The 20,908-nt window shown below is 54.0% G+C and carries 17 protein-coding genes; 10 read left to right on the top strand and 7 right to left on the bottom strand.

Annotated elements, in window-relative coordinates; all coding sequences use genetic code 11:
- Window positions 1-106 precede the first annotated feature (106 nt).
- From fkpB to AC2FAK_RS01705, 6 genes are all read left to right on the top strand, one after another.
- Window positions 107-556, top strand: a complete 450-nt coding sequence (gene fkpB, locus AC2FAK_RS01680; RefSeq protein WP_013095528.1) for an FKBP-type peptidyl-prolyl cis-trans isomerase — start codon at window positions 107-109, stop codon at window positions 554-556.
- A 1-nt stretch (window position 557) separates the two neighbouring features.
- Window positions 558-1,508, top strand: a complete 951-nt coding sequence (gene ispH / locus AC2FAK_RS01685) for a 4-hydroxy-3-methylbut-2-enyl diphosphate reductase (protein ID WP_028015471.1) — start codon at window positions 558-560, stop codon at window positions 1,506-1,508.
- Window positions 1,509-1,713: 205 nt separating this feature from the next.
- Window positions 1,714-2,535: a 4-hydroxy-tetrahydrodipicolinate reductase gene (dapB, locus tag AC2FAK_RS01690; protein ID WP_095455365.1), complete on the top strand. Its 822-nt coding sequence runs from the start codon at window positions 1,714-1,716 to the stop codon at window positions 2,533-2,535.
- A gap of 454 nt (window positions 2,536-2,989) precedes the next feature.
- On the top strand, window positions 2,990-4,138 hold the full coding sequence (gene carA / locus AC2FAK_RS01695) for a glutamine-hydrolyzing carbamoyl-phosphate synthase small subunit (RefSeq protein ID WP_045292772.1): 1,149 nt from the start codon (window positions 2,990-2,992) through the stop codon (window positions 4,136-4,138).
- 18 nt (window positions 4,139-4,156) lie between these two features.
- On the top strand, window positions 4,157-7,381 hold the full coding sequence (carB, locus tag AC2FAK_RS01700) for a carbamoyl-phosphate synthase large subunit (protein WP_013095532.1): 3,225 nt from the start codon (window positions 4,157-4,159) through the stop codon (window positions 7,379-7,381).
- Window positions 7,382-7,520: 139 nt separating this feature from the next.
- Complete coding sequence (locus AC2FAK_RS01705; RefSeq protein WP_013095533.1) at window positions 7,521-7,754, top strand: YgdI/YgdR family lipoprotein; 234 nt, start codon at window positions 7,521-7,523, stop codon at window positions 7,752-7,754.
- A 47-nt stretch (window positions 7,755-7,801) separates the two neighbouring features.
- Here the strand turns inward: AC2FAK_RS01705 and AC2FAK_RS01710 are convergent, their stop codons facing one another.
- The gene (locus tag AC2FAK_RS01710; protein WP_170942760.1) at window positions 7,802-10,345 is read right to left on the bottom strand and encodes an autotransporter family protein; all 2,544 of its coding nucleotides are present in this window, start codon (window positions 10,343-10,345) and stop codon (window positions 7,802-7,804) included.
- Here AC2FAK_RS01710 and AC2FAK_RS01715 point away from each other — a divergent pair.
- From AC2FAK_RS01715 to folA, 4 genes are all read left to right on the top strand, one after another.
- Entirely contained in the window at window positions 10,236-10,727 is a 492-nt protein-coding gene (locus AC2FAK_RS01715) for a hypothetical protein (RefSeq protein WP_170942758.1), read from the top strand. The two genes, AC2FAK_RS01710 and AC2FAK_RS01715, sit on opposite strands and share 110 nt — an antisense overlap.
- Before the next feature lie 353 nt (window positions 10,728-11,080).
- A complete protein-coding gene (gene kefF, locus AC2FAK_RS01720) occupies window positions 11,081-11,611 on the top strand; it encodes a glutathione-regulated potassium-efflux system oxidoreductase KefF (RefSeq protein ID WP_048972731.1) in 531 nt (176 codons plus the stop codon).
- Entirely contained in the window at window positions 11,604-13,469 is a 1,866-nt protein-coding gene (gene kefC, locus AC2FAK_RS01725; protein ID WP_095455364.1) for a glutathione-regulated potassium-efflux system protein KefC, read from the top strand. The genes kefF and kefC overlap by 8 nt, the downstream gene beginning before the upstream one ends.
- A 114-nt stretch (window positions 13,470-13,583) precedes the next feature.
- The gene (gene folA / locus AC2FAK_RS01730; RefSeq protein WP_008502023.1) at window positions 13,584-14,063 is read left to right on the top strand and encodes a type 3 dihydrofolate reductase; all 480 of its coding nucleotides are present in this window, start codon (window positions 13,584-13,586) and stop codon (window positions 14,061-14,063) included.
- A 39-nt stretch (window positions 14,064-14,102) separates the two neighbouring features.
- Here the strand turns inward: folA and apaH are convergent, their stop codons facing one another.
- Genes apaH through lptD form a run of 6 tightly spaced genes read right to left on the bottom strand, consistent with a single transcriptional unit; the run spans window position 14,103 to window position 20,832 of the window.
- The gene (gene apaH / locus AC2FAK_RS01735; protein ID WP_020688477.1) at window positions 14,103-14,951 is read right to left on the bottom strand and encodes a bis(5'-nucleosyl)-tetraphosphatase (symmetrical) ApaH; all 849 of its coding nucleotides are present in this window, start codon (window positions 14,949-14,951) and stop codon (window positions 14,103-14,105) included.
- A 4-nt stretch (window positions 14,952-14,955) separates the two neighbouring features.
- On the bottom strand, window positions 14,956-15,333 hold the full coding sequence (gene apaG / locus AC2FAK_RS01740) for a Co2+/Mg2+ efflux protein ApaG (RefSeq protein WP_013095539.1): 378 nt from the start codon (window positions 15,331-15,333) through the stop codon (window positions 14,956-14,958).
- 3 nt (window positions 15,334-15,336) lie between these two features.
- A complete protein-coding gene (rsmA, locus tag AC2FAK_RS01745; protein ID WP_013095540.1) occupies window positions 15,337-16,158 on the bottom strand; it encodes a 16S rRNA (adenine(1518)-N(6)/adenine(1519)-N(6))-dimethyltransferase RsmA in 822 nt (273 codons plus the stop codon).
- Entirely contained in the window at window positions 16,155-17,141 is a 987-nt protein-coding gene (pdxA, locus tag AC2FAK_RS01750; RefSeq protein ID WP_020688478.1) for a 4-hydroxythreonine-4-phosphate dehydrogenase PdxA, read from the bottom strand. The genes rsmA and pdxA overlap by 4 nt, the downstream gene beginning before the upstream one ends.
- The gene (gene surA, locus AC2FAK_RS01755; protein WP_013095542.1) at window positions 17,141-18,427 is read right to left on the bottom strand and encodes a peptidylprolyl isomerase SurA; all 1,287 of its coding nucleotides are present in this window, start codon (window positions 18,425-18,427) and stop codon (window positions 17,141-17,143) included. Before surA ends, pdxA begins: the two co-directional genes overlap by 1 nt.
- Before the next feature lie 53 nt (window positions 18,428-18,480).
- Entirely contained in the window at window positions 18,481-20,832 is a 2,352-nt protein-coding gene (lptD, locus tag AC2FAK_RS01760) for an LPS assembly protein LptD (RefSeq protein WP_058681521.1), read from the bottom strand.
- Window positions 20,833-20,908 lie beyond the last annotated feature (76 nt).

The following is a 20,908-nucleotide window of genomic DNA, read 5'->3' on the forward strand; positions in this document are numbered from 1 at the left end:
GGGTGGCGCTGCGCTTACCCGGCCTACAGAATTTGTGGCCTCCCGTAGGCCCGGTAAGCGCAGCGCCACCGGGCAACAGGTGACCCAAAACAAGCGAGCAATTTGCATGTCTAAATCCGTACAAAGCAATAGCGCGGTTCTCGTTCACTTCACGCTGAAACTGGATGACGGCTCAACGGCCGAATCCACCCGCAATAACGGCAAACCAGCCCTGTTTCGTCTTGGCGATACGTCGTTATCTGAAGGTCTGGAGCAGCAGCTTCTGGGTCTGAAAGAGGGGGAGAAGAAGGCGTTTTCGCTGGAGCCGGATGCGGCGTTTGGCGTGCCAAGCCCGGATCTTATCCAGTACTTCTCTCGTCGTGAGTTTATGGATGCAGGCGAACCGGAAATCGGGGCGATTATGCTCTTTACCGCTATGGATGGCAGCGAAATGCCTGGCGTGATCCGCGAAATCAACGGCGACTCCATCACCGTAGATTTCAACCATCCGCTTGCCGGGCGCACCGTCCATTTTGATATTGAAGTGCTGGAGATCGATCCGGTACTGGAGGCCTGAAATGCAGATCCTGTTGGCTAACCCGCGCGGCTTCTGCGCCGGTGTAGACCGCGCTATCAGCATTGTTGAAAACGCGCTGGAGATTTACGGCGCGCCGATTTACGTGCGTCACGAAGTTGTACATAACCGTTACGTGGTCGACAGCCTGCGTGAACGCGGTGCAATCTTCATTGAGCAGATCAGCGAAGTGCCGGACGGCGCGATCCTGATTTTCTCCGCACACGGTGTCTCCCAGGCGGTACGTAACGAAGCGAAAAGCCGTGATTTAACGGTGTTCGACGCCACCTGTCCGTTGGTAACCAAAGTGCATATGGAAGTGGCGCGCGCCAGCCGTCGCGGTGAAGAGTCGATCCTGATTGGTCACGCCGGTCACCCGGAAGTCGAAGGCACTATGGGCCAGTACAGCAACCCGGAAGGGGGGATGTATCTGGTGGAGTCGCCGGAAGATGTTCTGACGCTGAACGTGAAAAACGAAGCCCGTCTGTCGTTCATGACGCAGACCACGCTTTCAGTGGATGATACGTCGGATGTGATTGACGCATTGCGCCAGCGTTTCCCGAAAATCGTCGGGCCGCGTAAAGATGATATCTGCTACGCAACCACTAACCGCCAGGAAGCGGTGCGTGCGCTGGCTGAACAGGCGGACGTGGTGCTGGTGGTCGGCTCGAAAAACTCCTCTAACTCCAACCGTCTGGCCGAACTGGCGCAGCGCATGGGCAAGGCGGCGTTTCTGATTGACGACGCGACGGACATTCAGGAAGCGTGGGTGAAAAACGCGGCCTGTGTCGGTGTCACCGCAGGGGCTTCCGCACCGGATATCCTGGTGCAGAACGTGATCGCCCGTCTGCAGGAACTGGGTGGTGGTGAAGCCGTTCCGCTGGAAGGCCGCGAAGAGAACATCGTCTTCGAAGTCCCGAAAGAGCTGCGTATTGATGCACGCGAAGTGGAATAATCCTTCTTCTGATGAAAGGCCAGCACCTCCTGTGCTGGCCTTTTTTTTATCTGCTACTTTATCGTGACGACAAAATCATGTCTTTTACTGATATTTGAGTCCGTTTCACGTTAAATTCTAATTATCGGTGTTTTCAGTTGGCAGGCCTGACAAAGGCTGGTTAATCTGAAAACGGTTTACATCATTTTAACGTAAGAGAATAACTATGCATGATGCACAGATCCGTGTCGCTATTGCGGGCGCGGGTGGACGTATGGGTCGCCAGCTCATTCAGGCGGCACTTCAGATGGATGGCGTAGCGCTGGGCGCAGCACTGGAGCGTGAAGGTTCATCGCTTCTTGGGGCCGATGCCGGTGAACTGGCAGGCGCGGGCAAGACGGGCGTTACCGTTCAAAGCAGCCTTGATGCGGTGAAAGATGATTTTGATGTGTTTATCGATTTCACCCGGCCAGAAGGCACACTGACCCATCTGTCATTTTGCCGTCAGCACGGCAAAGGCATGGTGATTGGCACCACCGGGTTTGATGAAGCCGGTAAACAAGCCATTCAGGATGCGTCACATGAGATTGCTATTGTCTTCGCTGCTAACTTTAGCGTGGGCGTCAACGTTATGCTTAAGCTGCTGGAGAAGGCCGCAAAAGTGATGGGCGATTATACCGACATTGAGATTGTCGAAGCTCACCACCGTTACAAAGTCGATGCTCCCTCCGGCACGGCACTGGCAATGGGCGAAGCGATTGCGCATGCACTGGATAAAGATTTAAAAGACTGCGCGGTATATAGCCGCGAAGGCCATACGGGCGAACGCGTCCCGGGAACGATTGGTTTCGCAACCGTGCGTGCGGGTGACATCGTCGGGGAACATACTGCGATGTTCGCCGATATTGGAGAACGTGTAGAGATCACGCATAAAGCATCCAGCCGCATGACATTTGCGAATGGTGCCGTTCGCTCCGCTTTGTGGCTGAAAGGCAAAGAAAATGGTCTTTTTGATATGCGTGATGTGCTCGATCTCAACAATTTGTAAGAGATATTACCCATCGTGATGTGGTTATTGCAGTCGTAACTTTTTGATTGCATAGGGCAATAAGTTATTGCCCTTTTATTTTTACCATTTCATGTTTATTTTTGTCTTTTTTGGCTAAAAGTAGATGTTATCCCGCCATTTTGTGTTGCTGGCATGTAAATTTTGACCGTTTGGTCCACTTTTTATTATCTGAGTACCAGAAATTCCAATAAACTTGCCACGCAAGCGTTTTCTGTCGTGATTTACCTGATCTTTTTGCCGCTTAACATCTTTTCAGGCCGCCAGGCTTGCAAAAGGATAATTAAAATATCCGTTTTGAGTTGACTTTTACCTGGCAAATCTCCAGAATGCCGCCGTTTGCCAAAAATCCGCTGGCAACACATTTGCATTGATTTATGACATGGTTGTGAATTAATATGCAAATAAAGTGAGTGAATATTCTCTGGAGGGTGTTTTGATTAAGTCAGCGCTATTGGTTCTGGAAGACGGAACCCAGTTTATCGGTCGGGCCATAGGGGCAACGGGTTCGGCGGTTGGGGAAGTCGTTTTCAATACTTCAATGACCGGTTATCAAGAAATCCTCACTGATCCTTCCTATTCTCGCCAAATCGTTACTCTTACTTATCCTCATATCGGCAATGTCGGCACCAATGCTGCTGACGAAGAATCTTCTCAGGTACATGCGCAAGGCCTGGTCATTCGCGACCTGCCGCTGATTGCCAGCAACTTCCGCAATACCGAAGATCTCTCTTCCTACCTGAAGCGCCATAACATTGTGGCGATTGCCGATATCGATACCCGTAAGTTAACGCGTCTGCTGCGCGAGAAGGGTGCACAGAACGGCTGCATCATCGCAGGGGACAACCTCGATGCGGCGCTGGCGCTGGAAAAAGCGAAAGCCTTCCCGGGCCTGAATGGCATGGACCTGGCGAAAGAAGTGACGACCACTGAAGCATACAGCTGGACGCAAGGTAGCTGGACGCTTTCAGATGACCTGCCGGAAGCGAAAAAAGAGAGCGAGCTGCCGTTCCACGTGGTCGCCTACGATTTCGGCGCCAAGCGCAATATCCTGCGCATGCTGGTTGATCGCGGCTGCCGTCTGACGGTGGTGCCGGCGAAAACCTCTGCCGAAGACGTACTGAAGTTGAACCCGGATGGCATCTTCCTCTCTAACGGTCCTGGCGACCCGGCACCGTGCGATTACGCTATCGATGCCATCAAGTCCTTCCTCGAAACCGACATTCCGGTATTCGGCATCTGCCTCGGCCATCAGCTGCTGGCGCTGGCGAGCGGGGCGAACACCATTAAGATGAAGTTCGGTCACCACGGTGGTAACCACCCGGTGAAAGACATCGACAACAACACGGTGATGATTACGGCACAGAACCACGGCTTCGCAGTAGACGAAGCGTCAATGCCGGCTAATCTGCGCGTGACGCACAAATCCCTGTTCGATGGCACCCTGCAGGGTATCCATCGTACCGATAAGCCAGCGTTCAGCTTCCAGGGGCACCCGGAAGCCAGCCCGGGGCCGCACGATGCCGCACCGCTGTTCGATCACTTTATCGAACTTATCGAGCAATACCGTAAGACCGCTAAATAATCAGGAGCCGAGAAGACCATGCCAAAACGTACAGACATAAAAAGCATCCTGATCCTTGGCGCTGGCCCGATTGTTATCGGTCAGGCCTGTGAATTTGACTACTCCGGTGCACAGGCGTGTAAAGCCCTGCGCGAAGAGGGTTACCGGGTCATCCTGGTGAACTCTAACCCGGCGACCATCATGACCGACCCGGAAATGGCGGATGCAACCTACATCGAGCCAATTCACTGGGAAGTGGTACGTAAAATCATCGAGAAAGAGCGTCCGGATGCGGTTCTGCCGACCATGGGTGGCCAGACTGCGCTGAACTGCGCACTGGAGCTGGAGCGTCAGGGCGTGCTGGAAGAGTTCGGCGTGACCATGATTGGTGCGACCGCCGACGCGATTGATAAAGCAGAAGACCGTCGTCGCTTCGACGTGGCGATGAAAAAAATCGGCCTCGACACCGCGCGTTCCGGTATCGCTCACAACATGGAAGAGGCGCTGGCCGTTGCGGCTGAAGTGGGTTATCCGTGCATTATCCGTCCTTCCTTCACCATGGGCGGAACCGGTGGGGGTATCGCCTACAACCGTGAAGAGTTCGAAGAGATTTGCGAACGCGGTCTGGATCTCTCCCCAACCAAAGAACTGCTGATTGATGAATCGCTGATTGGCTGGAAAGAGTATGAGATGGAAGTGGTGCGTGACAAAAACGACAACTGCATCATCGTCTGCTCCATCGAAAACTTCGATGCAATGGGTATCCACACCGGCGACTCCATCACCGTGGCGCCAGCGCAAACGCTGACCGACAAAGAGTACCAAATCATGCGTAACGCCTCGATGGCGGTACTGCGTGAAATCGGCGTCGAAACCGGTGGTTCTAACGTGCAGTTCTCGGTGAACCCGAAAACCGGCCGTCTGATTGTTATCGAAATGAACCCGCGCGTGTCCCGCTCCTCCGCGCTGGCCTCTAAAGCGACCGGCTTCCCGATTGCGAAGGTGGCGGCGAAACTGGCGGTCGGTTACACCCTTGACGAGCTGATGAACGACATCACCGGGGGCCGCACGCCTGCGTCCTTCGAACCGTCTATCGACTACGTTGTGACCAAAATTCCACGCTTCAACTTCGAGAAATTCGCTGGCGCGAACGACCGTCTGACCACCCAGATGAAATCTGTGGGTGAAGTGATGGCGATTGGCCGCACGCAGCAGGAATCCCTGCAGAAAGCGCTGCGCGGCCTCGAAGTGGGCGCGACCGGCTTCGATCCGAAAGTGAGCCTGGACGACCCGGAAGCACTGACCAAAATCCGCCGCGAGCTGAAAGACGCGGGCGCAGAGCGTATCTGGTATATCGCCGACGCCTTCCGCGCAGGCTTGTCCGTGGACGGCGTGTTCAACCTGACCAACATCGACCGCTGGTTCCTGGTACAGATTGAAGAGCTGGTGCGTCTGGAAGAGAAAGTGGCGGAGCTGGGCATCAATGGCCTGGACGCTGACTTCCTGCGCATGTTGAAACGCAAAGGCTTTGCCGACGCGCGTCTGGCAAAACTGGCCGGCGTGCGTGAAGCAGAAATCCGCAAGCTGCGCGACCAGTATGACCTGCACCCGGTCTACAAGCGTGTTGATACCTGTGCGGCAGAGTTTGCGACCGATACGGCTTACATGTACTCCACCTATGAAGACGAGTGTGAAGCGAATCCGTCCGTTGACCGCGACAAAATCATGGTACTGGGCGGTGGCCCAAACCGTATCGGCCAGGGCATCGAGTTTGACTACTGCTGCGTACACGCCTCTCTGGCGCTGCGCGAAGACGGTTACGAGACCATCATGGTCAACTGTAACCCGGAAACGGTCTCTACCGACTATGACACCTCTGACCGTCTCTACTTCGAACCGGTAACACTGGAAGACGTGCTGGAAATCGTGCGCATCGAGAAGCCAAAAGGCGTGATCGTGCAGTACGGCGGCCAGACGCCGCTGAAACTGGCGCGCGCGCTGGAAGCCGCAGGTGTGCCGGTTATCGGTACCAGCCCGGATGCCATTGACCGTGCAGAAGACCGCGAGCGTTTCCAGCAGGCGGTTGACCGTCTGAAGCTGAAACAGCCGGCAAACGCCACCGTGACTGCGATTGAACAAGCGGTTGAGAAGGCGAAAGAGATTGGCTACCCGCTGGTGGTGCGTCCTTCTTACGTGCTGGGCGGCCGCGCGATGGAAATCGTCTACGATGAAGCTGACCTGCGTCGTTACTTCCAGACGGCAGTCAGCGTGTCCAACGATGCGCCGGTGCTGCTGGATCGCTTCCTCGACGATGCGGTTGAAGTGGATGTGGATGCTATCTGTGACGGCGAAATGGTGCTGATTGGTGGCATCATGGAGCACATCGAGCAGGCGGGCGTGCACTCAGGCGACTCCGCCTGTTCTCTGCCAGCGTACACCCTGAGCCAGGAAATTCAGGACGTGATGCGTCAGCAGGTGCAGAAACTGGCCTTCGAACTGCAGGTTCGCGGTCTGATGAACGTCCAGTTCGCCGTGAAAGACAACGAAGTCTACCTGATTGAAGTGAACCCGCGTGCGGCACGTACCGTACCGTTCGTCTCTAAAGCGACCGGTATTCCGCTGGCAAAAGTGGCGGCGCGCGTGATGGCTGGCCAGACGCTGGCACAGCAGGGCGTCACAAAAGAGATTATCCCGCCGTACTACTCGGTGAAAGAGGTGGTGCTGCCGTTCAACAAATTCCCGGGCGTTGACCCGCTGTTAGGGCCAGAGATGCGCTCTACCGGGGAAGTGATGGGCGTGGGCCGCACCTTTGCAGAAGCGTTTGCTAAAGCGCAACTGGGTAGCAATTCCACCATGAAGAAATCTGGCCGTGCGCTGCTCTCTGTTCGCGAAGGTGATAAAGAGCGCGTGGTTGACCTGGCGGCCAAGCTACTGAAACAGGGCTTCGAGCTGGATGCAACCCACGGTACGGCGATTGTGCTGGGTGAAGCGGGAATCAACCCGCGTCTGGTGAACAAGGTGCATGAAGGTCGTCCGCACATTCAGGATCGCATTAAGAATGGCGAATACACCTATATCATCAACACCACTGCGGGCCGCCAGGCGATTGAAGACTCCAAGCTGATTCGCCGCAGCGCGCTGCAGTACAAAGTGCATTACGACACCACCCTGAACGGCGGTTTCGCAACAGCCATGGCGCTGAACGCGGATGCCACCGAGAAGGTGATTTCGGTCCAGGAAATGCACGCCCAGATTAACAAGTAAGACAAATTGCCCGGTACCGTTCGGTTACCGGGCATTCTTCCCCTCTTCAGAACCTTCTGGTTTTCCATCCGCATTCAGTCAGTTAGCCTAAAATGGTTAGGTCGATAATGAAATTCAACTGAGAGCAGGGGAAAACACCATGCAAAATAAACTACTGATCGCTTCCGTTCTGGCTGCCACTGCAATGTTCACCGTAGCGGGGTGTTCATCTAATCAGGCGGTAAAAACCACCGATGGCCGCACCATCATTACGGACGGCAAACCGCAGGTGGATGACGATACCGGTCTGGTGTCGTATAAAAACGCGGAAACGGGTCAAACCGAGCAGATTAACCGTGACCAGGTTAAATCCATGGGTGAACTGGATAATTAAAAAAAGCAGTGGCATCCGCCACTGCTTTTTTGCTTGATGCGGATGGATTACCAGCGGTGGTTTAACAAAATATGACCGCCATAAGCGGCATAGTTGTTTTCACCCCATTCGCCGCTGGCGCGAAGTGAAATTGTCGTGGTCTCGTTAAGATTGCCGGTAATACCCAGCTCTACCTGACCACGATCCTCCGGCGTATCATTACTTACGGTTTCGTCGTTGAAGGCCAGATCGTTTTGACCTGCACCCTTCAGCCAGTTCACCGCAACGTATGGCTGCCAGGCCGTGACGTCCTTTTGCTGGAAATAGCTGGATTTCACACCCAGACGACCGAAGACGCTGTCGTTATCCAGAGTCGTCACCCGGACGCCATCGCGGTCCGTATGATTTTCCTGATCAAGATAGCTGTAGATCACCTGCGCCTGAGGCTCGATCTTCCAGGTACGCTCGTTTTCAGATGGGATAACCCACGCATGGCCGACTTCAACAGACGCGGCAAAACCTTCGCTGTTGTAATCCTCATCGTTGCGGTTGCTGGTCACTTTGTTGTTGTACCAGCTGTAGGCGGCCCAGGTATCAATGTAGCTTCCCAGGCGTAATTTCTGATCTTCCTGCCAGGTGGCGTAGAGCCCAACGTTGAAGCCATCGACTTTACCCTGTGCGTCACGCACGTTGTGTTTCGCATCTGAGTGGGTCTTCGCCTGGCCTGCACCGAACATGCCACCGGCACGCAGGATACCGCTGTCCATTGGCTTGCTGAGGAAATCGCTGCCGACTTGCAGAACGGTGGTCGTGGTGTCGTAGCTGACTTTATCGCCGCCTGCATCATTTTCATGGTAACGACCTTTAACATACATCCAGGTATTCAGATCGTCTTCGTTACGGAAAGTGAGCTGATCGCGATCGTCACGTTTGTGCAGGAACATACTCTGAGCAGCCAGATAGTTACCTAAATACGCGCCCACTTCAGGTGCCATCACTTCTGGTGCAGGGGTATTGCCGCCGCCGTTATCGCTGTTATCACCACCGTCGCCGTTATCATTGCCGCCGCTGTTGCCGCCATCGTCGGTATTGCTGCCATTGTCACTGTTACCGCCATTATCAGTGTTACCGCCATCGTCGGTATTGCCACCGTTGTCGGTATTATCTCCGTCATCAGTATCATCTGCCGGATCGACAGGTGGCGTGGCCTTCGATTCCAGGTACCAGTTCCCGTCACTGTGCTGGTAAAGAGAGTATTCGTATGCGCCTGCCACAACCGGTTTGGCCAGCGTCAGCTGTGCTTCAGAGCTGCCGGCGACGCTGACAATCTCCATGCCGTTCACGGTCTGTGCGCCAAGTCCACCCATGTTGCTGACGGTCACACCGGACTGGCCAAAACTGCTGCCGGTTATTGTGAGATGATCGGTAGGTGCCGTGTCAGTACCCAGCTCGCTGTTTAACACAATCTGGCTACCTTCTGCGCCGGTATAGTCACCAGTGATGGTAAAGTCATTACCCACGCTGTGGTCGGCTGCACTGAGCAAAAGCGTGCCGCTGTTGGTCACGTTGCCGTTAATGGTATCAATGCCGACGTCTCTGAGGGTTGTGTTGCCCTCAATTGCATTCCACGCTGCCAGCGTACCGCCGCTGAGAATAGTGATATTGTTGTAGACGGTTCCTGCGGTGGCAAACTTTGCCCCGTTCTGCACGGTGAGAGTGGCATTGCTGTTTTCAACACCTAACGTTGCGCCTGCCGCTACCAGCGTTGTGCCGTTTCGCAGGGTCGTATCGCCGGTATAGCTGTTGTTGCCGGTTAGCGTCAGCGTATTCGCATCAACTTTCTCTACGTTTCCGCTGCCGGTCATGTCGGTAGAAAACGTGAAATTGCCTCCCTGGTTAAAAATAACCGTACCATTGTTGGTTAGGCCACCGCTGAGACTTGCCATACCTTCGCCATTGCCCAACTGGAGCGTGGCTTCATTCGCCACCAGCGTATTGCCAGCATTGGAAACGGTACCCGCCAGGGTCAGGTTGCCGCTATTCACCTGCAGTGAATCACCGGCACCAATGATGTCGACGTTACCCGTCAGCGTCCAGTCTTCACCGTTCATTTTGACAGAGGCGAAACCATCGCCTTCGTTCAGCCCGATAAAATTGCTGTCTTCTGTCCCAGTGCCTACCAGGGTCAGGGTGTTACCGGTTGAAAGCGTGGAAATGACATCGCCAGACAGGTTTGAACCTGTGTTGAGGGTGAGGGTATTATTTTTGTTACTGGCGAACATTATAGCTGTCTTGCCACCGCCAATTGAGCCATTGTTAATGATGTCAGCCTTCGCGGTATCCGTTACGTTGATACCATTCTGATCACCTTGAATGGTGCCGGTATTGATGATTTTGGTTCCACCACCGCTGAGTTTGATACCATCTTCGCTTGTGCCGATAATCGAGCCATTATTATCAATCACAATTCCGGCGTCAGTAGCCAGACCTGTATTGCCTTTAATGATGCCTGTTTCAGTATTTGATATGCTAATTGCAGAGGAATCTTCATTAACAAAAATACCCTTTTCAAAGCCGGTTATGTTTCCTTTGTTGGTTAAACTACCCTGCATCGTGACTATGTTTACAGCGTTCTTTGTTGCGGAGGAAATGGTAGCGCCAGCATTATTATTAATATCGAGTGGTTGCGCGCTAGTGTTTATATCAAGTCCATTCGAAGTGCCGGAAATATTCCCATTGTTTGTTATTGAACTGACTTTAAATCCTGAGGCGGAAACAGCGGCTAAATCGCCAGACGATGACACAGTAATATCTTTATTGATGACGTATTCGGTATCGGCGGAGAAGTCTTGCGGGGCAGAGGTTGACTGGTCGATGGTGCCTGCAGAACTGATTATTGGTGTAAAAACAAGCAGGGCGGGAAATAATCTCCCCAGTAACTGGGTGGTCCTGTTTAATTCCAGACGTTTTACTTTCATATTCACATCCATTTAAAAGGAAATTCGAAGTGAAGAAAAATATTCTCTTTCAGGTTTTAAAGAAAAGCGTTGAGAGGAGTGGGTTGAAATTATTATGTTTTCAATGTGTTATGTATACTTCGATTTATTAAAATGCAAATTTAATAAATCTAAATATGACACGGTTATAAATAATGCAGTGTCAATTATTTGTGAGGGGAATATATTTGCAGGTGTTCAAATAAGTACTGGAAAACCCCTGCGAACTGGCACTCAAGAGTAGCAGTACTTGCGTTTTGCTCCCGACGCGTCACTGAACACTTTCAGCGGGCGGGTTAACTGTCTACACTCACATCTACAAGAGAGAAGACAGTCAAAACAGGCCGATTCATGATTCTGATAATTTATGCGCATCCCTATCCGCATCACTCCCATGCGAATAAGCGCATGCTTGAACAGGTAAGGACACTCGACAACGTAGAGATACGTTCCCTCTATCAACTTTATCCTGATTTTAACATCGACATCGCCGCTGAACAGGAGGCGCTCACTCGCGCCGATCTGATCATCTGGCAACACCCGATGCAGTGGTACAGCATACCTCCGCTCCTCAAATTGTGGATCGACAAAGTCTTTTCCCACGGCTGGGCGTATGGTCACAACGGGCATGCGCTGAAGGGAAAAAGCCTGATGTGGGCTGTTACCACCGGTGGAGGAGAAAGCCACTTCGATATTGGCTCTTTCCCGGGTTTTGAGGTGCTGGCACAACCGCTTCAGGCGACAGCACTCTACTGTGGTCTTACCTGGCTTCCTCCATTTGCTATGCACTGCACATTTGTTTGTGACGATGAGACGTTGCAGGCGCAGGCTCGTCATTATAAACAACGCTTACTTGAGTGGCAGGAGACGCACAATGGATAGCCATACGCTGATACAGGCGCTGATTTACCTTGGCGCGGCGGCGCTGATTGTGCCCGTGGCGGTTCGCCTGGGGCTGGGCTCCGTGCTGGGCTACCTGATCGCCGGGTGTGTTATCGGACCCTGGGGATTCCGCCTGGTCACCGACGCGGAGGCGATCCTGCATTTCGCCGAAATTGGTGTCGTGCTGATGCTGTTTGTCATTGGTCTGGAACTTGACCCGCAGAGGTTGTGGAAGCTGCGCGCCTCAGTGTTTGGCGGCGGGGCGCTACAAATGGCGGCCTGTGGTCTGCTGTTGGGCGGCTTCTGTATTCTGCTGGGAATGGACTGGAAAGTGGCAGAGCTTATTGGCATGACGCTGGCACTCTCTTCGACGGCGATTGCCATGCAGGCAATGAACGAGCGAAACCTGACCGTTTCTCAGATGGGGCGCAGTGCGTTTTCGGTGCTGCTGTTTCAGGATATCGCGGCGATTCCGCTGGTGGCGATGATCCCGCTGCTGGCCGCAAGTGGGGCCTCCACCACGCTCGGCGCTTTTGCCCTCTCTGCGTTGAAAGTGGTCGGTGCGCTGGCACTGGTTGTCCTGCTTGGCCGGTATGTAACACGGCCGCTGCTTCGATTCGTTGCCCGCTCGGGGTTGCGGGAAGTGTTCAGTGCCGTGGCGCTGTTCCTGGTGTTTGGTTTTGGTCTGCTGCTGGAGGAAGCCGGGCTGTCGATGGCGATGGGAGCCTTCCTCGCGGGCGTTCTGCTGGCCAGCTCAGAGTATCGACACGCGCTTGAAAGTGATATCGAGCCATTTAAAGGACTGCTGCTGGGGCTGTTTTTCATCGGGGTCGGGATGTCTATCGACTTTGGCACGCTGGTCACGCATCCACTGCGGATCCTCATCCTGCTGGTCGGTTTCCTGATCATCAAAATGGTGATGCTGTGGCTGATCGCCCGTCCGCTGAACGTGCCTGGCAGACAGCGTCTTTGGTTCGCCGTGCTGCTTGGACAGGGAAGCGAATTCGCGTTTGTGGTTTTCGGCGCGGCGCAAATGGCCAATGTGCTCGATCCCGAGTGGGCGAAAGCGCTGACGCTGGCGGTCGCGCTGTCGATGGCGGCAACGCCGATCCTGCTGGTGCTGCTGACGCGTCTGGAAAAAACCGGCAGCGAACAGGAACGTGAGGCCGATGAGATCGACGAGGAGCAGCCGCGGGTCATCATCGCCGGATTCGGTCGCTTTGGGCAGATCACCGGTCGTTTACTGCTTTCAAGCGGGGTAAAAATGGTTATCCTCGATCACGATCCGGACCATGTGGATACCCTGCGTAAGTTCGATATGAAAGTCTTCTACGGCGATGCAACACGTGTCGATCTGCTGGAATCAGCCGGGGCAGCGAAAGCGGAAGTCCTCATCAACGCGATTGACGATCCCCAGACCAGTATGCAGCTGGTTGAGCTGGTGAAGGAGCATTTCCCGAACCTGACCATTATCTCCCGCGCGCGCGATGTGGATCACTATATCCAGCTGCGACAGGCGGGGGTGGACGCACCCGAGCGTGAAACCTTCGAAGGGGCACTTAAGTCTGGCCGCATGGCGCTGGAAAGTCTGGGCCTGGGCGCGTATGAAGCGCGCGAGCGTGCGGACCTATTCCGCCGCTTCAATACCGATATGGTGGAAGAGATGGTGGCGATGGCGGGCAGTACGGCCACAGAGCGTGCGGCGGTGTTTAAACGTACCAGTGCGATGCTGACAGAGATCATTAACGAGGATCGTAACCATCTGTCGCTGGTGCAGCGTCATGGCTGGCAGGGAACGGAGGAGGGCAAGCATACCGGCGATCCGGCGGACGAACCGGAGAGTAAACCTTCCGCGTGAAGTGGAGTTGCCAGCAATATTAAAAAATTTCTCGCTCTTTACCATGCCGCCAGTCGACGAAAGATTAAGCTTTCCGTATAGTGGCGGCAATTTTTTGCATCCGGGAAATTTTCAATGATCAGTCTGATTGCAGCGCTGGCGGTGGACCGTGTTATCGGTATGGAAAATGCCATGCCGTGGAACCTGCCTGCCGATCTCGCATGGTTTAAACGTACGACGTTAAACAAGCCGGTAGTGATGGGCCGCCTGACCTGGGAGTCGATTGGTCGCCCATTGCCGGGCCGTAAGAATATCGTGATCAGTAGCCAGCCAGGCACTGACGATCGCGTCGAATGGGTGAAATCCGTGGACGAGGCGATTGCCGCGTGCGGTAACGCCGAAGAGATCATGGTGATTGGTGGTGGGCGTGTGTATGAGCAGTTCCTGCCAAAAGCGCAAAAGCTCTATCTGACGCATATTGATGCGGAAGTGGAAGGCGATACCCATTTCCCGGACTACGATCCGGACGAGTGGGAATCGGTATTCAGCGAATTTCACGACGCGGATGCGCAGAACTCACACAGCTACTGCTTCGAGATTCTGGAACGCCGCTAGTTGATAGACCCTCTCCCGGCCGGGAGAGGGAATTCACTCTCAGGAGGCGACTGCCTCGCCTTCCCCCAGGTCCAGCTGTCGGTTGGACGGCTGCACGAAGTACGTTTTATCTTCCCAGCGTAAGCAGGTTAAATCCCCGCCCCAGCAACAACCGGTATCAAGACCGTAGATCCCGTCTGGCGTGCCTTTCCCTTCTAGCGCGGCCCAGTGGCCAAACACCACGCTGTACTCACTGGTGACCGGCCCGGGAATCGCAAACCACGGTTTAAGCGGTGCAGGTGCGCTCTCCGGCGTCTCTTTTGAGTACATATCCAGTTGCCCGTTCGGGAAGCAGAAACGCATCCGTGTGAACGCGTTCGTGATAAAACGCAGGCGCGCCAGGCCGCTCAGATCTTCACTCCAGTGATTTGGCATGTCACCGTACATGGCATCAAGGAAGAAGGGGTAGGAATCGCTCGCCAGCACGGCTTCTACGTCACGCGCGCAGGTTTTGGCCGTCTCAAGATCCCACTGTGGGGTGATCCCGGCGTGTGCCATGACCAGTTTTTTCTCTTCATCGATCTGCAACAGGGGCTGACGACGCAGCCAGTTGATCAGTTCGTCGGCGTCTGGCGCCTCCAGCAGCGGGGTGAGGCGATCTTTCGGCTTATTGCGGCTGATGCCGGCAAAGACGGCGAGCAGATGCAAATCATGGTTGCCCAGCACCATGCGAACGCTGTCGCCCAGCGATTTTACGAAGCGTAAAACCTCCAGGGAGCCTGGCCCACGCGCCACTAAATCGCCCGTCAGCCAGAGAATATCCCGTCCTGGCGTAAAGTCGACCTGTTTTAATAATGCGATCAGTTCATCGTAGCAACCGTGAACGTCGCCAATCAGATATGTAGACATTAGATTAATGAATGAGTGTTGTAACGGCGAGACGGAACACAGGAATAGCAACGCGGAACACATTGCCATCGACGTCGACCATTTCATAATGGCCTTGCATGGTACCCAGCGGTGTTTCAATTACTGCACCGCTGGTGTACTGATACTCTTCGCCAGGGGCGATGTGGGGCTGTTCACCAACCACACCTTCACCCTGAACTTCGATTTCACGGCCATTGCCGTTAGTGATAAGCCAGTAACGCCCGAGCAGTTGCACAGGCATCCGCCCCAGGTTGCGAATGGTCACGGTGTAGGCGAAAACAAAACGTTCTTCATCGGGTGAGGACTGCGACTCAACGTAAACGCTTTGTACCTGGACACAGACGCGGGGCGAATCAATCATGGCTTAACTCTCCTTCGGCGGCGCATTTTCGCTAATGTAATTAGCCAGTTTACAGTACTGCTCAACAGAGATGTTTTCTGCTCGCATTGCCGGGTCAATGCCCAGCTCGGCCAGCACGTCAACGGTGAACAGATTGCCGAGGCTATTACGGATCGTTTTACGGCGCTGGTTAAAGGCTTCTGTGGTGATGCGGCTCAGTACGCGCAGGTCTTTGACCGGGTATGGCATCGTTTTATGCGGCACAAGGCGCACAACCGCAGAGTCGACTTTTGGCGGCGGCGTGAAGGCAGACGGCGGCACTTCGAGTACCGGGATCACATTGCAGAAATATTGTGCCATCACGCTTAAACGACCATACGCTTTACTGTTCGGCCCTGCAACCAGACGGTTTACCACCTCTTTTTGCAACATGAAGTGCATGTCGGCAATGGCATCAGTATAGCTAAAGAGATGGAACATCAGCGGCGTGGAGATGTTATAGGGCAAGTTACCGAATACGCGCAGCGGCTGACCCATTTTTTCCGACAGCTCGCCAAAATTCATGGTCATGGCATCTTGCTGATAAATCGTCAGCTTCGGCCCAAGGAACGGGTGCGTTTGCAGACGAGCAGCGAGATCGCGGTCGAGTTCGATAACGGTCAGTTCGTCCAGACGTTCGCCGACGGGTTCAGTCAGTGCTGCCAGACCGGGGCCGATTTCAACCATCGCCTGGCCTTTTTGCGGATTAATGGCCGAAACAATACTGTCGATCACGAACTGATCGTTGAGGAAGTTTTGCCCGAAGCGTTTACGGGCTAAGTGGCCCTGATGGACTCGATTAGTCATTGAGTATTAACAATCATTTTGATGGCGAGATTAAGCGCCGTAATAAAACTGCCGACATCCGCTTTTCCCTGGCCTGCCAGATCCAGCGCAGTACCGTGGTCAACGGACGTTCGAATAAAAGGTAAACCGAGGGTGATATTCACACCGCGGCCAAAGCCCTGGTATTTTAGCACGGGCAGGCCCTGATCGTGGTACATCGCGAGCACGGCATCGGCATTATCCAGGTATTTGGGCTGGAAAAGGGTATCGGCAGGCAATGGCCCGCTCAGGTTCATCCCTTTCGCCCGCATTTCATTCAGCACCGGAATGATGGTGTCGATCTCTTCAGTCCCCATATGCCCGCCTTCCCCGGCGTGTGGGTTCAGGCCACAGACCAGAACGTGCGGCTGTTTAATGCCGAATTTGGTCTGCAGATCGTGATGCAGTATCCCGATGATCTCCCGCAGCAGTTCAGGGGTGATGGCGTCAGGAATGGCCTTAATCGGCAGATGGGTTGTTACCAGAGCCACCCGCATCGCTTCCGTCGCCAGCATCATCACCACTTTCGGGGTGTGCGATCGCTCTTCAAAAAACTCGGTATGTCCGGTGAACGGAATACCGGCTTCGTTAATCACCCCTTTATGCACGGGGCCCGTAATCAGGGCAGCAAATTCACCCTTTATGCAACCATCGCAGGCGCGCGCCAGGGTTTCGACAACATAGTGGCCGTTTTCAGTGCTGAGCTGACCCGGAATAACAGGAGTACGAAGAGGGACGGGAAGAAGCGTGAGCGTTCCGGCTTGCTGCGGTGCAGGCTGCTGGCCTTCAACGTAGGGGATAAGCGTTAAAGGCAGACCGAGCAGTGAAGCCCGGTCTTGTAACAGTGTTGCATCAGCACAGACGACCAGTTCCACCGGCCAGCTACGTTGGGCAAGCTGGACCACGAGGTCAGGCCCAATCCCGGCGGGTTCGCCGGGGGTGATCACAACACGATGCTGTTTCATTAGTTGCTCAGAACTTTCACGTAAGCGCTGGCGCGTTGTTCCTGCATCCAGGTTGCCGCTTCTTCAGAGAACTTACGGTTGAACAGCATACGATAGGCTCTGTCTTTCTGCGCTGCGTCGGTTTTATCAACGTTGCGGGTATCCAGCAGTTCGATCAGATGCCAGCCAAAGGAGGAGTGTACCGGTGCACTCATCTGGCCTTTGTTCAGCTTCATCAGCGCATCGCGGAATGCCGGATCGTAGATATCCGCCGCCGCCCAGCCCAGGTCGCCGCCCTGGTTAGCAGAGCCAGGATCCTGAGAGAACTCTTTTGCGGCATTCGCAAACGACGTTTTTCCGCTCTTAATGTCCGCAGCAATCTGTTGCAGCTTCGCACGCGCCTGATCGTCCGTCATGATCGGTGACGGTTTCAGCAGAATGTGGCGAGCATGAACTTCGGTGACGGAGATGTTCTGGCTCTGACCTCGCAGGTCGTTGACTTTCAGGATGTGGAAGCCAACACCTGAACGGATTGGACCCACGATGTCGCCTTTCTTCGCCGTGCTCAGCGCCTGGGCAAAGATGGATGGCAGTTCCTGAATACGTCCCCAGCCCATCTGGCCGCCTTTCAGCGCCTGTTGGTCGGCAGAGTAGGTAATGGCCAGCTTGCCAAAGTCACTGCCGTTACGTGCCTGCTCAACGATAGCGCGCGCCTGGCTTTCCGCTTCTGCGGCCTGGTCAGACGTTGGGTTCTCAGGCAGCGGGATCAGAATGTGGCTCAGGTTCAGCTCGGTGCTGGCATCGTTCTGGTTGCCCACCTGTTTTGCCAGCGCGTCGACTTCCTGCGGCAGGATGGTGACGCGGCGACGAACTTCATTGTTACGCACTTCTGAGATCAGCATCTCTTTACGGATCTGATTACGGTAGGTTGAATAGCTGATGCCATCATAGGCCAGACGACTACGCATCTGATCCAGGGTCATATTGTTCTGCTTAGCGATGTTAGCGATCGCCTGATCGAGCTGCTCGTCAGTGATCTTCACGCCCATTTTCTGACCCATTTGCAGGACAATCTGATCCATGATCAGACGTTCCAGGATCTGATGGCGCAGCGTTGCGTCATCCGGAAGTTGCTGACCCGCCTGGCCCGAATTGAGCTTCACAGATTTCATCAAACCGTCAACGTCACTTTCGAGCACGACACCGTTGTTAACCACAGCGGCGACCTTATCAACAACCTGGGGGGCCGCGAAGCTGGTATTCGCAACCATAGCGACACCGAGCAGCAGCGTTTTCCAGTTCTTCATACTTTTTCCATTTCAATTAACCGCAAAGCGGATTACGTTGCAAAACAAGCACATTACAAGGAACTGCGGTACGGCAGAATGTTCGAGCGCAGCATCTGCTGCGTGCCCAGGCCGTAGTTGGAGCTCAGGCCGCGCAATTCGACATTAAAGCCAATCACGTTATCGTATTTGCTCTGATTGTTTTGAGTATCCCAGCCGTTAAGCTTGCGTTCGTAGCCGACACGCAGCGCGTAACAGCAGGAGTTATATTGCAGACCAACCATCTGGTCAGCAGGCTTGTTGGCGTTAGTGTCAAAGTAGTAAGCGCCCACAATTGACCAGCGGTCAGCGATTGGCCAACTGGCTGCACCACCCACCTGCGAAATCCCGTCTTTGTACTGTTCTCGGGTGGCATAGTTCGGCAGAGTTACCTGAATATATTCCGGGCTGGCGTAACGATAGGTCAACTGCACCATACGATCTTCATCGCGACGGTACTCGACGGCTGCACTGCTGGTCGCAATATTGTCGAGACGCGTGTCGTACTGCAGACCCCCGCGTAAGCCCCAGCGATCGGTCATGCGCCAGTAGGTATCGCCCGCCCACACCAGCGAACCTGTTTTGTTGTCTTTCTCCCAGTTGATATTGTCATCACCGGTACGAGACTCGGTGAAATAGTAGATTTGACCAACAGAAACGTTAAAACGTTCAACGGCAGATTCATCATAAACGCGCGTTGTGACGCCGGTCGTTAACTGGTTTGCGGAAGCAATACGGTCGAGACCGCCGTAGGTACGGTCACGGAACAGGCCGCTGTAATCAGACTGCAGGAAAGAGGAGTCATAGTTCTGGATTTTGCTCTGATCGCGATAAGGCACGTACAAATACTGCATACGTGGCTCAAGCGTCTGCGTATACCCATCCGCCAGCAGACCCATATCGCGCTCGAAGATCAACTTACCGTCCATTTTGAATTGCGGAAGAACGCGGTTCACGGATTCGTCAAGGTCGGTGCCATAACGGTTGTTATACCAGTCCACATTTTTCTGCTGGTAATGGGTCGCCATCAGCTTGGCTTCGGTATTGAGACTCGACCAGTTGTTCGACAGCGGTAAATTGATCGTCGGTTCTAAATGTACACGCGTGGCTTCCGGCATGTCCGAGTTGGTATTGACGAAATGCACTGCCTGCGCGTAGACGCGGGTATCGAATGGACCAACATCGTTCTGATACCAGTTCACATCCAGCTGCGGTTCTGCACCGTATGTGCTTGTATTCTGACTGCTAAAGACCTGGAACTGCTTCGTCGACACCGTGGCGTTGAAGTTCTCGATGGCATAGCCAACGCTAAATTTCTGCGTGGCGTAGCCATCGGTACTGGAACCGTACTTGGAATCGAAGTCGTTGAAATAGTAAGGATCGCTGACTTTGGTGTAGTCGACGTTAAAACGCCAGACCTGGTCCATGACACCAGCGTGGCGCCAGTAGTACATCCAACGGTGTTTATCACCTTCTGTTGGGTGCTCATCCTGGAAGACCTTATCTGATGGCAGATAATCCAGTTCCATCAAACCGGTACCCGCCTGGGTCAGATAGCGGAACTCGTTTTCCCACATGACGTTGCCGCGCTTATGGATATAGTGCGGCGTGATCGTGGCGTCCATGTTGGGCGCGATGTTCCAGTAATACGGCAGATAGAACTCAAAATAGTTCGAGGTGCTGTATTTGGCATTTGGGATCAGGAAGCCTGAACGACGTTTGTCGCCCACGGGAAGTTGCAGGTACGGGCTATAGAAAACCGGCACCGGGCCGAGTTTAAACCGGGCGTTCCAGATTTCTGCGACCTGTTCTTCACGGTCGTGAATTACCTCACTTCCGACCACGCTCCAGGTATTCGAACCCGGCAGACAGGAGGTGAAGGAACCGTTTTCCAGAATCGTATAGCGGTTTTCACCGCGCTGTTTCATCAGATCTGCTTTACCACGCCCCTGACGACCTACCATCTGGTAATCACCTTCCCAGACGTTCGTATCTTTGGTGTTCAGGTTTGACCATGCTTTCGGACCTTTCAGGATGACCTGATTGTCGTCATAGTGCACATTACCCAGCGCATCCACCGTTCGTACCGGTTCGGCCGCACCTTCCGGCTGCTTCTGGTGCAACTGCACTTCATCTGCCTGCAGGCGGCTATTGCCCTGATTAATATCCACACTGCCCGTAAAAGTGGCATTGTCAGGATAAGTTCCTTTAGAACTGTCGGCAGTAATGGTTACCGGCAAGCTATTGGTATCGCCACTCACCAGTGGGCGATTATAACTTGGGACGCCAAGCATACACTGCGAGGCAAGATCGGCCGCCAGCCCCTGTTGACTGTACAGGGCGGTGCCAATCATTGTGGCCAGGAGGGTGGGGATACGTTTTTTCATACGTTATATTTTAGTGTTCCGTCATCAGTGGCTACGGCTTACAAACGCTCAGAGACTATCTTACTCATCAGCGCAG

Source organism: Enterobacter cloacae complex sp. 394F7, from assembly GCF_057320385.1.